This window comes from Flavobacterium sp. KH_035 (assembly GCF_057839565.1).
The window spans coordinates 1,033,254-1,046,334 of the sequence record NZ_CM174492.1 but is presented as its reverse complement, the minus strand read 5'-3'; the positions used below and the strand labels follow the sequence as shown (position 1 = coordinate 1,046,334).

The 13,081-nt window shown below is 37.1% G+C and carries 14 protein-coding genes; 2 read left to right on the top strand and 12 right to left on the bottom strand.

Going from position 1 to position 13,081, the window contains the following annotated elements; genetic code table 11:
• Positions 1–4: 4 nt before the first annotated feature.
• The 7 genes from AC3IS6_RS04625 to AC3IS6_RS04595 all read right to left on the bottom strand — a co-directional run bounded on the left by AC3IS6_RS04625 (position 5) and on the right by AC3IS6_RS04595 (position 6,414).
• On the bottom strand, positions 5–1,444 hold the full coding sequence (locus AC3IS6_RS04625; RefSeq protein WP_264525722.1) for a nucleoside recognition domain-containing protein: 1,440 nt from the start codon (positions 1,442–1,444) through the stop codon (positions 5–7).
• A gap of 110 nt (positions 1,445–1,554) precedes the next feature.
• Entirely contained in the window at positions 1,555–2,628 is a 1,074-nt protein-coding gene (locus tag AC3IS6_RS04620) for a winged helix DNA-binding domain-containing protein (protein ID WP_489163880.1), read from the bottom strand.
• Between the two features lie 11 nt (positions 2,629–2,639).
• Complete coding sequence (locus AC3IS6_RS04615; protein WP_281922879.1) at positions 2,640–3,353, bottom strand: 3'-5' exonuclease; 714 nt, start codon at positions 3,351–3,353, stop codon at positions 2,640–2,642.
• Positions 3,354–3,532: 179 nt separating this feature from the next.
• Positions 3,533–4,009 (bottom strand): methylated-DNA--[protein]-cysteine S-methyltransferase, encoded by a 477-nt coding sequence (locus tag AC3IS6_RS04610; protein ID WP_173964434.1) that lies wholly within the window; start codon positions 4,007–4,009, stop codon positions 3,533–3,535.
• A gap of 135 nt (positions 4,010–4,144) precedes the next feature.
• Positions 4,145–4,969 carry an NAD(P)H-binding protein gene (locus tag AC3IS6_RS04605; protein WP_489163879.1) on the bottom strand — a complete coding sequence of 275 codons (825 nt, stop codon included), beginning with the start codon at positions 4,967–4,969 and terminating at the stop codon, positions 4,145–4,147.
• Between the two features lie 108 nt (positions 4,970–5,077).
• Entirely contained in the window at positions 5,078–5,527 is a 450-nt protein-coding gene (locus AC3IS6_RS04600) for a GNAT family N-acetyltransferase (protein ID WP_489163878.1), read from the bottom strand.
• Positions 5,512–6,414 carry a LysR family transcriptional regulator gene (locus tag AC3IS6_RS04595; RefSeq protein WP_489163877.1) on the bottom strand — a complete coding sequence of 301 codons (903 nt, stop codon included), beginning with the start codon at positions 6,412–6,414 and terminating at the stop codon, positions 5,512–5,514. The genes AC3IS6_RS04600 and AC3IS6_RS04595 overlap by 16 nt, the downstream gene beginning before the upstream one ends.
• Before the next feature lie 147 nt (positions 6,415–6,561).
• Here AC3IS6_RS04595 and AC3IS6_RS04590 point away from each other — a divergent pair, with 147 nt between their 5' ends.
• Positions 6,562–6,957: a rhodanese-like domain-containing protein gene (locus tag AC3IS6_RS04590; RefSeq protein WP_489163876.1), complete on the top strand. Its 396-nt coding sequence runs from the start codon at positions 6,562–6,564 to the stop codon at positions 6,955–6,957.
• Between the two features lie 42 nt (positions 6,958–6,999).
• Here the strand turns inward: AC3IS6_RS04590 and AC3IS6_RS04585 are convergent, their stop codons facing one another.
• From AC3IS6_RS04585 to AC3IS6_RS04570, 4 genes are read right to left on the bottom strand one after another with little or no spacing between them, the layout of a single operon-like run.
• Positions 7,000–7,419 (bottom strand): SRPBCC family protein, encoded by a 420-nt coding sequence (locus tag AC3IS6_RS04585; RefSeq protein WP_489163875.1) that lies wholly within the window; start codon positions 7,417–7,419, stop codon positions 7,000–7,002.
• Between the two features lie 11 nt (positions 7,420–7,430).
• Positions 7,431–9,836, bottom strand: coding sequence for a M28 family peptidase (locus AC3IS6_RS04580; protein ID WP_489163874.1), 2,406 nt, complete (start codon positions 9,834–9,836; stop codon positions 7,431–7,433).
• Positions 9,837–9,848: 12 nt separating this feature from the next.
• A complete protein-coding gene (locus AC3IS6_RS04575; protein WP_489163873.1) occupies positions 9,849–10,196 on the bottom strand; it encodes a hypothetical protein in 348 nt (115 codons plus the stop codon).
• The gene (locus AC3IS6_RS04570) at positions 10,193–11,722 is read right to left on the bottom strand and encodes a bifunctional GNAT family N-acetyltransferase/carbon-nitrogen hydrolase family protein (protein WP_173964428.1); all 1,530 of its coding nucleotides are present in this window, start codon (positions 11,720–11,722) and stop codon (positions 10,193–10,195) included. The genes AC3IS6_RS04575 and AC3IS6_RS04570 overlap by 4 nt, the downstream gene beginning before the upstream one ends.
• 174 nt (positions 11,723–11,896) lie before the next feature.
• Here AC3IS6_RS04570 and AC3IS6_RS04565 point away from each other — a divergent pair, with 174 nt between their 5' ends.
• Positions 11,897–12,226, top strand: a complete 330-nt coding sequence (locus AC3IS6_RS04565; RefSeq protein ID WP_489163872.1) for a single-stranded DNA-binding protein — start codon at positions 11,897–11,899, stop codon at positions 12,224–12,226.
• 61 nt (positions 12,227–12,287) lie between these two features.
• Here the strand turns inward: AC3IS6_RS04565 and AC3IS6_RS04560 are convergent, their stop codons facing one another.
• Positions 12,288–12,980, bottom strand: a complete 693-nt coding sequence (locus tag AC3IS6_RS04560; RefSeq protein ID WP_489163871.1) for a DUF2461 domain-containing protein — start codon at positions 12,978–12,980, stop codon at positions 12,288–12,290.
• Between the last annotated feature and the right edge of the window lie 101 nt (positions 12,981–13,081).

The window sequence follows — 13,081 nt, the reverse complement described above, 5'->3', positions numbered from 1 at the left end:
AAGATTAAAAAAACCAGCTGGCTACAAAAATCGCGGCAATCACACAAATAAAATCAACCAATAACATTGTCGTAAGCGCATATCGGGTGTTTTTAATGTTTACCGATCCAAAGTAAACGGCAATCACGTAAAATGTAGTTTCGGCACTACATTGGAAAATACTACTTAAACGACCTGTTAGTGAATCTGCTCCGAAGGTGCTCATCGAATCCAGTAAAAAGCCTCTGGAGCCTCCTGAACTGAAAGGTCTAAGTAATGCAACTGGCAATGCATTTATGATTTCAGAACTTACTCCAATGCTGCTAAAGATAAAACCGATTCCGTTACTAATAATTTCAAACAGTCCGCTATTTCTAAAAAGAGAGATGGCAACCAGCATTCCAAGAACATAAGGGAAAATTTTAACTCCGGTTTTCAGACCATTGTTTGCGCCAACAACGAATGTATCAAACATTGTAGTGTCCTGTGCTGTGAATTTTTTCTCGTGAATGAAGGAGAAAATCAATGTGATACCAATAATACCAACTAGCATCAATCCCGAAAGATTCGAAGTGAAATAGTTTTTTCCGATTAAATCTAAATGATTTACGTAGAACAATAGTCCTATAATGGCGGCAATAATGGCCATTAAGGCGAGTACTAATGAAGCGCTTTTGAAGTTTATTTTTTGTCTGATTCCAACAATTAGGAATGCTGCAATGGTTCCAATTAACGAAGTGATGATACAAGGAAGCATAACATCTGCCGGATTAGCTGCATTTGCTGCGGCACGATATCCTATAATTGAAGTCGGAATTAGGGTTAAACCCGAAGCATGTAGACACATAAACATGATTTGGGCATCACTTGCTTTGTCTTTTTCGACATTCAGCTCCTGTAAACTCTCCATTGCTTTCAGTCCAAATGGAGTGGCAGCAGAATCTAAACCAAGAAAGTTAGCGGCAAAGTTTAAGGTCATATACGATATCGAAGGATGATTCTTGGGAACGGTAGGGAATACTTTGGTAAACATCGGACTTAGGAATCTGGCTAGTTTTTCGGAAGCTCCCGAGATAATTAAAAGCTCCATTAACCCACAGAAAAAAGCCAAGTAGGCAATTAACGGAATGATGATGTCGATCAGGGTACTTTTGCAGGTTGGTAACAAACCGTCTGATTTTTGTACACCGCTGTAAATTTTTACGGTTTTGTTTTTGTAAACATAAGTGGTATCAGGATTTGTTAAGTCCCTGTTTACAATCATAGTTTTATCTTCTTTTAAATCGATGCTGTCTCTTACAAAAGCAGGAATTTGTTCCAGATATTTTTCAGATACCAGAATTGGATCGTCCTTTTGTCCGTTCAAAATAAAATCGAGTGTGTAACTGTTTCCAGTAAACAAGCTCACTACCACAAATAAAATTGAAGACACAAAAATAGCTAACCAAAATCTGCTCAATACCATAATTATATTTTTTTGTAAATGTAATTATTTAACCATAAAACGCGCAAAGATTTTAAAGAGGAAACGATAAGTATTTGATAGAAACAGAATCGGTTTTGTGAAAATTGGAATTATTCGATTAGAATTTTGGTTCCCAAATAATTTTCAAAAGATTTTATACCTTCAAACAACACTGCTTTTTTGTGATTTTCAGTTTCATTAAAAAATTGGGTTTCTATTTTGGTGTGTTCTTTTTTAATGGTACGTTTCCAAGTCCCGATAACTTTACTGTTCTCCATAATTATGGGTTTGAAAATACCATTGTTTGTAAAAGCTTTCGACTGATGTTCGGGTAAAATGGAAGCTTCACGGGTTTTGTACGAAATTAAAATTTCATCAAATGCAGGTAAAAAATGTACGCTTTCGCGGAAGTTATCTTCAGTAGGGAAGTTATTTTTAAACCAATAGATTTGATTGTCAACGGTAACGGAGTTTAATTGCAATTCAATTGCATTAATGATTTTTTTGCAGCTGGTAGGAGAGAAACCCGACCACCAGGAAAAATCAAGTAAGGTAGCGGGGCCATGGCTTTCAAAGTAATGAAGCGCTAGTTTCGCCAAACCTTCTTCTTCTGTTAGTTTGGTTTGTGGTTTTGGAACTCTTTCTTCGAGTAAGGCATAGGTCTGTTGTTTTCCTTTCATTTTTCCGTTACAGACTAAACCATCAAGCTCAGCATACATCATAATAGGGCCGGATAAATGATCGTGGCCAGAAGTCTTAGTGATATTAAGTTCCTGCATGATTTCTTCACGTGTCAGATGATTGTTTCCTGCCAGTATTTTTTCGATAGCGGCATTAATCTGACCCAATTTTTTGACGTCGTAGCCAAATTTTTTAACGTAGGAAGCTACAATACGTTTAACTTGTGGTCCGGAAACGTCCAGCATCCAATAAATATCATCGGCAGCAACAAAATGCCAGGTTGGTCGCAAGATATGAGTTCGGATAATTTGTGCTGAATTAACGGCTTTTTCGATTTCTTTTTCTGAAGCATTGCAACGGGAGCCAACTGCCCATTTTGCCATCGCATAGTCCTGAGCCTGCATCGCGCCTAAGTGCTTTACAATTTCTTTTGGTGAGCTATCAACCGTCTTATGAAGTTTTTGAGAAATAAGTCGAAGTTGAGCTATTTTTGAATACGTCATTTAGAGAAGAATTACACATGAATAATTTCGTCGTCAATTAATAAATCTTCCCGGCGCAAACGCAGGAAAATTTGAGCTACAGCAATGGTGTCTTTTTCACAATAGGTTACAATGCGGTCGATGTCTTTCTCTACATAAAAAACATGTGCTACCTGACTGCCGTCGATATCGCCTTTTGGAGAAGGAACTCCCAGGATTTTGGTCAGCAGTTTTAAGGAAGTAAAATGTTTGTAATCACCAAACTTCCATAATTCCAAAGTATCTAAATGTGGTATTTCCCAAGGTTTTTTTCCAAATAAATTGAGTTTATCCGGAATTGCAATTTGGTTGATGATCATACGTCGTGCAATAAACGGAATGTCAAATTCTTTGGCATTGTGTCCGCATAATAGGTGTTGTGGTTTGTTGAAATGATTGTTAATCAGGTTGTTGAAATCGCGTAGGATTTTCTTTTCGTCTCCAAAGAAAGAAGTTACTCTAAAATTTCTGATATCTCCTTTGATGGTAAAATAACCAACCGAAATACAGACAATCTTGCCAAATTCAGCCCAGATTCCCGCGCGCTCATAAAACTCCTCGGGAGTAAACTCTTCTTTGCGCTGGTATTGAGTCTTATGGTCCCAAAGGGATTGCATTTCTGCGTCAAGCGAATTGAAATTCTCTTCTTCGGGTACGGTTTCGATATCGAGGAAAAGGATATTGTTAAGATTTATTTTTTCAATCATTATTGTGACGTCTTAGATTTTTAGGCATTTAGATTTATAAAAGTACATAAATGATTTTAAAAATAAGAAATAGCTTATGGTTATAAAGCTGTGATGCTGCTTTTTTTTGTGATTCATTTTCGTTGAAATACGACTTATCAAAAATAAAGTGACATCCATTTAAGTTTATCGAAAAGTGACTAAAACAAACTTTGCTGTGTACTGGGATTTTCATGTTCAAGCAGCCATTTCTTGCGCGACAAACCGCCTGCATAACCTGTTAAAGAACCATTGGTGCCAATAACACGGTGACAAGGAACCACAATCCACAACGGATTTTTGCCATTTGCGGATGCAACAGCACGAATCGCTTTTACATCACCCAGTTTCTTGGTCTGATCCATGTAGCTGACGGTTTTTCCGAATGGAATTTCCAACAGTGATTTCCATACTTTTTGCTGGAAGTCGGTTCCTTTTGGATTTAGTTTTAAATCGAAATCGGTTCTTCTACCCTCAAAATACTCCTGAAGCTGTAAAACAGCAGCTTGTAAAACGTCGGGAATAGTTGGAGAAACCTCATTTGTTCCAACATCTGAAACTGAGATTACGGCAATACCATCATCATCTCCAACGATTTTGGTGATTCCTAATGGTGAATTGATATATGCTGTTTCCATAGTTTTTAACCGTAAAAGGGTAAGGGCTTACGCAAAGTTCGTAAAGTTTTGTTGTAAACTCTATACGCAATAGAGACAAATTTAAGCGATTTGTTGCAATGAGGATTATCAGGAGTAAAGTCTAGGTTAATTTGACTAGTATTCGTCTAATCTAAAATGATAATTTAGATTGGTTTCGGCTTTTTTGCCTGAAATTACTTTTTTAATGTTTGATTGTTGTGTACTGAATTTGGGTACAACAAGATTTTGCTCTCTCGCTTTCTGACTGTAATATTCTTGTCTTGTAGGGTGAAAAGGTGCGACAGCATTAAAAATCTCCTTCCATTTTGACTGGTTTATGATTTCTTCAATGATGTTGATACAGTCGTTTTGATGAATTAGATTTACGGGAGCATCGGGGTTCTCGAGGTTCTCTTTTCCGGCCAGAAATTTTACCGGATGACGATCTTCTCCAATCAAACCGCCAAAACGCAGTATTGTGGTGGTAAAGTTTTGGTTTTTTTGGAGTAAAGCTTCCGCTAGAAGCAATTGTTTGCCGCTTTCGGTTTCCGGATTCGGAGGAGTCTCTTCTGTGATAGTCCCGTTATCATTTCCATAAACTGCGGTTGAACTTACAAAGAGCACTTTTTTTACGGCTGATTTTTCTATAAACGGAATCAGGTTTTCAATTTTTCGAACAAATACCCTCTCGGATGGAGTTGGAAGATCGGTACTTTTTTCTCTTAATTTTGGTGGAATATCAATAATTAGGATTTCACTTTCCGCTAAGAAATTAGTTATACTATTTGAGACACTTTCGCTTTCAAGCGCAACCAGGAAAGCCTTTATTCCTGAAACTTCTAAAACAGGAAGTTTATTTTCAGAAGTCGTTGATCCGCTTACCGAATGCCCTTTTTCAATTAGCTTTTTGGCTAGAGGTAATCCCAGCCAGCCACATCCTAAAATACTGATTTTTGTCATTTTTCGTTTAAAGTGGCAAAGATACAGCCTTTCATAGTTGCAAAGAATTAAAACCGATAGGTTTTAAAGTCTTTTCTTGATGTCTTTATATCTTTGCAGATTAGAATATTAGAGATCTAAAGTAAAACGTACTTTGTCTTTTCCTTTTGCGCCCATTCTGTGATAGAATTTGATGGCTCTTTCGTTAAACTGAGGTGTTTGCCATTGCATATTAATGCAATTGTTTTCTTTTCCAATTTGTTTTAGTTTTTCAATTAGAATTTCACCAATTCCAAAACTCCTGGTTTCTTCTTCCAGAAACAGACAATCCATATAAAGAAAAGTTGCGCCATTCCAGGTTGAAAAGTCAAAAGTAAAGGAAGTATAACCTACAATCGTTTCTTTTGTTGCAACTACCAGACAATGCAGTTTCGGCTGATCTCTAAAAAGGGCTTCTTTTAATTTATCTTCTTTTCCTTCCGAAGAAAATTCAGCCCTTTCGAATTCGGCATGTTTTTGGCATAAAACCACCAACTTTGATAAGTCAGAGAGTTCGCAGTTTCTTATTGAATATTCCATTGAAGATTGATTTCGTTTTGTAAAAAAGTGATGAAGCGGTAAAAGTAATCCGGATATTCCTGATTTTCCCGAATCGCTATGAAGTGTTTTCTTTTTAAACCCGTTTTTCCAATTTTTACGGCTTTTATAGGATTGTTTTTTAAATGAGGTAATAACGCCCATTTTGCCATTGACATTACACCCATATCGGCTTTGACCATTTCGAGCGATGCTTCTGTAAGCGGCAGGGCAGTTATTTTTCTGGGGGTGATCTTGGCGGGTGCCAGTACAAACTGATGTATCGTAACCGTTTCCATCGGAAAGGAGTGAATGAGTAAATGTTCGTCGATAAAATCTTCGGCTACAACATATTTTTTGTTTGCCCAGGCATGATTCTCAGAAACTGCCATGACCATTTCATCCTGAAAAAGTTCAATATATCGAATGTTATTGTCTTTGATCTGATCGCTGATTACTGCAATATCAATGGTGTTTTCCAGTAATTTTTGTATTGGAATATGAGTTGCTTCGGTTACAATTTTAAGCTCAACATTTGGATATAAAAGATGAAATTGTTTTAAAACCGATGGAAGCCAGTGATAACTTGAGAAACATTCGGTGCTAATTCTGATTTCACCGTATTCTCCATAAACCATTTGTTTGATTTGCAATTCGGTTTGCGAGAGTTTGTCCAGAATTTCATTGGCAAGTTCGTAGATCTTTTCGCCGGCTTTGGTTAGAACTAGCTTTTTATTTGTTCGCAGGAAAATAGCGGTTCCCAACTGGTATTCGGCTTCTTTAAGCTGATGACTCAAAGCCGATTGTGTCAAATGCAACTTGTCAATTGCTTTAGTGATGCTTCCTTCTTCAACAATTGCTTTTATTAATCGTAAATGACGTATTTCCATTTTTTAGGGAATTAGAAGTACAAAGGAACAAAATTTTAGGATGGGTTTTCTATGAAAAAAAGTAATCAAATGAATGAATTCTTTTCGTTTTTATGGAAAGCACCACGATATTACATTTGAAAAACTAAAACACTAAAAACTGTAAAAATGGAAGCACAAATTAAACACTACGAGAATAAGCTAGCCTTCGAAATTGATCCGTCTGATTTGTTCGATGCCTTGAATAACGGAGAAAAAGTAATCGTGATTGATGCCCGGAAAGCTTTTGGATTTGAAACAGAACATATTCCCACAGCGATAAATATTCCGCATCGTGAAATGACGGTTGAGAATATGCAACATCTGGATAAAGAGGTTTTACATGTAACCTATTGCGATGGAATTGGCTGTAATGCTTCAACAAAGGGAGCCTTGAATATGGCAAAACTTGGTTTTAAAGTAAAAGAATTAATTGGAGGAATCGAGTGGTGGAAGTTTGATGGTTATGCTACTGAGGGAAGAAACGGTATAAAAACGGGTTTGAAAATGGAATGCACCTGTTAAATAATAAAGGCAAACTTTACAGAAAGTTTGCCTTTATTATTTTTATGATTCGATTAAAGCTTTTAATCCTTGTAAAATTGGATTTTCTTCGCCCTGCGGTTTTTCCTGAACCGCTCCGGGACGATTATCTTCCTGAACAATTTCGAGTTTTGTTTTCTGATTTTCGTCAGTTAGAATGTAACTCATGATGAAGTAATTCTCCGGTTTATCTTCTAATTCCGGCCTTGGAAAGAATAAAGAATACTTGATTTTCTGATTCGGAATAACTTCCAGAACCGTTCCCCATTGCTCAAAAACCTGACCTTCCCATTCATTTCTAAATCTGATTTCGTTACCAATTTTCCAATCAGTAATTAAATCGCTGCCGTACTGCCATTGTTTGACCAGTTCAGGCTGAGTCAAGGTGTTCCAGACTTTTTCTAATGGGGCATTTAACAGAATTGTAGAAATATTTGTTGCCATTACAGATGGTTTTATTGCGGTTTTACAATTGGCTTTGCAAGAGGTTTTAGGCTGTCTTTTTTTATAGTGGTGGTGTCTTTTGCTATTGTTGCGGTGGCAGGAGAAGTTACCGGTGCTGTGTATCTTTTTATTTTTTGCTGAACCAATACGGCATCATTTAAAACAAAAGGTGTTGGCATCATCCAATCGCTTCTCGGTTTTACCTTAAGCAGCGGATTCGTCATTAAATCAAAAGAACTTTCAATTAAATCCATGTCAAGAACGGATGATTTGTTGATGTAAAACTCCATCACCAAAGGCTCATTGCCTACAACATAGTAGCATAATATTTTCATACCATCGCGCTCCAGACGATTTCCTTTTTGTCCTGAAGTTGCAACACCATTGGCTTTGAAATTGAAAAAAGTCATTTTTGGATTGGCATAAATATCGTAACGATTTACCTTTCTGTTTGGAGTGATTTTTATTTTTAAATATCGGTTATTACCAACCACGCTGTCTTTTAAGAACGCAATTGTTGGTTTTGGAACAGCTACAACTGGAGCAATTGAACTATAGGTAAAACCTGAATTGTATTTACTGGCTATTGGTAATGTGTTTAAACCAACGGCTTTTTGATTTGTTTGCCCTAGATAGGTTTTGGTCCAATCGTCTAAATTGACATCGTAGGTAGCCCATGTGGCCGAATTAGTATTGGCATTATAAACATATAGTAAACTGTTTGATTTTGCTTTTCCGGGTTCATAATCTGAGTGATATCCTGCATAGATAAAAAAGCCAATTGAAACAGCAAAGAAGAACATCGTCCAGATTCCTTTTTTAGCAAACGGACCAAATATGGGTAACACCAGGCTGAAAAGCAATACGGTAAGTATGGCACTTCCAAAAAGGATTTTTAATCCAAGACCAATTGGAAACATCACGATAAATGGTGCTATGATAACAAATGCCGGAATACTAAACAAGAGGTTGAGTCCCAAACTATAATGCTGTGTAAGAACAAAAATTCCGAACAAGAGTATACCAAAATATACAGGAATAATCAGAAAACCAGCTCCGGTTAGGCTGTTTGCTATAAATGCATTAATAATGATCCAGAGCAGCAATGGTGCTACAAAATGGTTCATGGTGATTTTAGCGTCTGAAAAGTGGTGGTAAAAAGCAAATGAAATAGCAATGCTTAGCGTTACAAACGCACCGATATAAGCATGTCCGTTGTAGGTAAATCCATTTAGGAGATCAGAATATTGCGGATATATTTGTAGAATAATTTTCCATCCCAAAAAGGTTACCAGACCCGCTATTACGATAGATCCCAATAATGGAACGAATCCTTTAAATATCTCTCTGAAAGTGATAACACGTTTGGCTTTTCCAATAAAAATGAAAAGAATCAACAATCCCAAAGCAATAACAGTCATTGGTAGTACCCATGAAAAAGGATAACTGATGAAAGAGAACGGAGCGCTGAAGTACACATCATCTTCTGTTGAAGTTGTAGCATTTAAATCGGCATTGGAAAAGTATTTTAACAAGGGCATCAGGTAAGTTCCCTGGTGCGCCAGTGTGGTTTTACTTAGGTGCTGCACATCATCTTGTTGTGTGTGGTAATTGTAATGACCATCGATAAAAGCAAAGTTGAATCCCTGAATGTTTCCTTGTTCTCTAAAAACCGTCAAATCAGTATCGTTTGGAAGCATTTTGTAGATGCTGTACATTAGCGAATTAGAAACAGGATAAGTAGTTTTTGCGTTCGAAAATTCTTTTACAAGGGCTTCATTTCCTTTGTTGGTTTCCATTAGCATATAACTTGGCCCTGACGACCCTCTGGCTTCAAAATTAAGAACTAAACCTACGTCTTTTGCCCATGGATGGCTGTTTACAAAAAGTGCCGCGCCGTTTAAACCTAATTCTTCAGCATCAGAAAATAGAATGATGATGTCATTTTTATGGGGTTGCTTAGCATATAAAAAAGCACGGATTCCCTCCAGAATAGTAGCAACACCTGAAGCATCATCGCTTGCACCTTTTGAAAAAGAGTGCGGCGCACTATCGTAATGAGAAAGAAGCAAAAGTGCTTTTGTATTGTTGGTGCCTTTTATACGTGCAAGAATATTTTTTGATTTTACAAGAAGCCCTTTGTCATTTAACGTAAAACCTTCCTGAACACTGGTTTCCAATCCAATTCGATTGAGTTCCAGTTTAAGATAATTGGCTACCAATTCGTGATTGAGTGAACCTACATAATGCGGTTTTTGAGCAATAATTTTGACTTGACTTAAGGCTCTGTCCGTAGAAAATTCAGCAAGGGCTTCATCTCCTTTAGAAATTAACTGCGGCATCATTGTGGCGTATAAAATACCAAGAATGGTAAGAATGCAAATTACGGCTAGAATTGAGGTCTGGTTTTTTTTCATGGTAAATATGTACTATATTTCTTTCTTAACAAGCATAAAATAATCATTGTCCAAAGAGCGATATCCCTGGTCGTACAGAAAATAGTAGGTATTTCCTGTTTTGGTCTGCAAGATATTGGTAAAGAAATCGAAATCAAAACCTTTGTTTATCATTTTATCTCTCGTTGCTTTAGATTTACCTTCAGAGTTTAGTTCGCTCAAAATTCGGTAATTTTTCCGTAATTTATTGTTCACATTACGCATGAAATTCGTACTGTCTTTATTTATTTTATTGTTGTAGGCATTTCGACAGCTGTCTGAGCAGAACTTTTTATCTTCCCTGCCTACAATTTTTTCAGAGCATTCAAGGCATGTTTTCATGAATCTATCTTTTTAACTTCGTACAAATCTGTTCTTCGGTCTTTCAATGTGCGTACACTTCCATGTTCGTGAAGTTGTTTCAGCAGGTTCAAATCAACATCAACAATAAGCGTCATTTCTGTATTTGGTGTTGCTTCGGCTTTGATTCCGTTGCTTGGAAAAGCAAAATCAGAAGGGGTGAAAACAGATGCCTGAGCATATTGAATGTCCATATTATTTACTTTAGGCAGGTTGCCCACACAGCCGGCAATTGCGACATAACATTCATTTTCGATGGCACGCGCCTGCGAGCAGTGTTTTACTCTGGTGTATGCGTTTTGTGTATCAGTTAAGAACGGAACAAATAAAATATTCATTCCTTCGTTGGCCATAATTCTTGAAAGTTCCGGAAATTCGACATCGTAGCAAATTAGAATACCAATTTTACCGCAATCGGTGTCAAAGGTCTTAAATTGAGAACCGCCTTTCATCCCCCAATGCTGCACTTCATTTGGTGTTACGTGGATTTTAGTATAGATTTCAGAAGTTCCGTCTCTCTTGCATAGAAAACCAACATTGTACAGGTTGCCATTGTCTAAATAAGGCATACTTCCGGTAATGATATTGATGTTGTATGAGATGGCGAATTCCTGAAAACGCTTTCTGATAGGGTCAGAATATCGGGCCAGTTCGCGAATGGCTTCGGCTTCGGATAAATGATTGTAATCAGCCATCAAAGGCGCTATAAAAAGTTCAGGAAACAGTGCAAAATCACTTCCGTAACCTGAAACTACGTCAATAAAAAATTCCGCCTGCTCAAAAAACTCTTCTATATTGTTGAGCGGACGCATTTGCCATTGAATCAGTCCCAGACGGATGACACTTTTTTCGAGGTTAATCAATTTCGGACTTTCATCATAATACACATTGTTCCATTCTAAAAGCACCGCAAATTCTTTTGATTCTTCGTCGCCTTCGAGGTAGTTTTTCATAATTCGAAGTACGTGAAAATCATTGCTTAACTGAAAAGAAAGTACCGGATCGTGTAATTCTTTGTGTTTTACTTTGTCGATATAATTTTTTGGAGTGAGCTTTTTGGAATGCTGGGCATAGTTTGGAATCCTGCCGGCAAAGACAATCGCTTTTAGATTTAACTGTTCGCAAAGTTCTTTTCGAGCGTCATACAAACGTCGGCCTAAACGCAAACCCCGATAATTGGGATGAATGAAAACATCAATTCCATACAGAATCTCAGCATTTTTATTATGGGTAGAAAAAGTATGGTTTCCTGTTGCTTGTCTGTAGTTGTGTCTTTTGTCAATTAGTTTTTCATCAACAATTAACGATAGTGCCGATCCTACGACTTTTCCATCCGCCAGTATAACGAGCTGTCCTTCGGGAAAAATGGAAAGTAGTCTTTTAATATCGTCCTCTTTCCAGTAAGAATCTGCCATTTCGGGATATGATTCTACCATAGAATCTTTTAGCTGCTTATAGTCATCGAATTCCAAATTTCGTAATTCGACTTTATTGATTTTTGTCTGCATATCGTAAGGTTTCTCTCAAATATACAAAATAATTTCCACTTACAAACGCTTACAAATAGTTACAACCGAAAGTAAATAGTTGTCAACCGGATAATTGCTGAGGTTGATCGCATCTTTGCCTTGTTGAATTTGATTAACGAATTCATTTATACTAACATTTAAATATTATACGCCATGAATGCAATGAAAAACAGAGTACAGTTAATTGGAAACGTAGGAAACGATCCGGAGATTAAAACTTTAGAAAACGGAAGAAAACTAGCGCATTTAAGTATCGCTACTAACGAAAAGTACACGAATGACAAGGGAGAGAAAGTCGAACAAACGGAATGGCATCGTGTTACGGCCTGGGGCAAAACGGCTGAAATTATCGAAAAGTTCGTAGTGAAAGGAAAAGAGGTTGCCGTTGAAGGGAAGCTGACTCACAGAAGTTATGACGATAAAAACGGAGAGAAAAAGTTTATTACCGAAGTGGTTGTCACTGAAATTTTACTGTTGAAGTAAATAGTGTTGATCATAAGTAATCTAAACCGGACAAGTTTTAAAAACCTGTCCGGTTTGTGTTTTATAAAATGGAAGCACCATTAATATCTGTTGTTAAGATTTCACTCATATAATCAAAAAAGGGTCTCATGTTTTTGAACGTTTCGAGAGCCTGTTCCAGAAAGTGAGGGCTTAATACCTCTTCGTCGGTAATACGTTTGATAACGAGAAACTGTTTGTAACGAAGTAAATCAATCGCTTCATGGTTTATATCATATCCTTTGGGGGCTGTTTTGAGCTGTTCTCCCTGTAAAGAACCAAAATTGCCGATAAAAGATTCTGACTGCACTATTTTCTGCATAGGTTGAGGGTCGTGACCAAATTCGGCTCTGATGCGTTTTAGATCTGCAGCGTTTGGTCCCCAGAAACCACCGGCAAGAAAACTGTTTCCTTTTTCGAGATGATAATAATAACCACCACGTCTTTCTTTTGTTGCTCTGGTGTAGCTGCCTCCCCAAAAGGTTTTAAAGGGGGTTTTGTCTTTAGAAAAGCGAATGTCGCGATAAATTCTGTAGACACTTTTCTTGCCTGAAGTCGTTTCAAGAACATCTGTTTTAGAAAGCTCCTGAAGCAAAACCTCTGCAAAGGTTTCAATATGATTTAATTCGATTAGGTACTTTGGCTTATGTAAATCAAACCAGGGTTTGTTATTGTTTTCTTTAACCTGAGTCAGAAAATCCAGACTGGATTTGGGTATCGTAATTTGGTTTTCCATAAGTAATGCCGCGTCTTTTTGAGGATCTATATTAAAAATAGGGAAATTCGTTTTTAACCGTAGTAGTAAAAACGGATATCAACAAAGTTACACAAAGATTT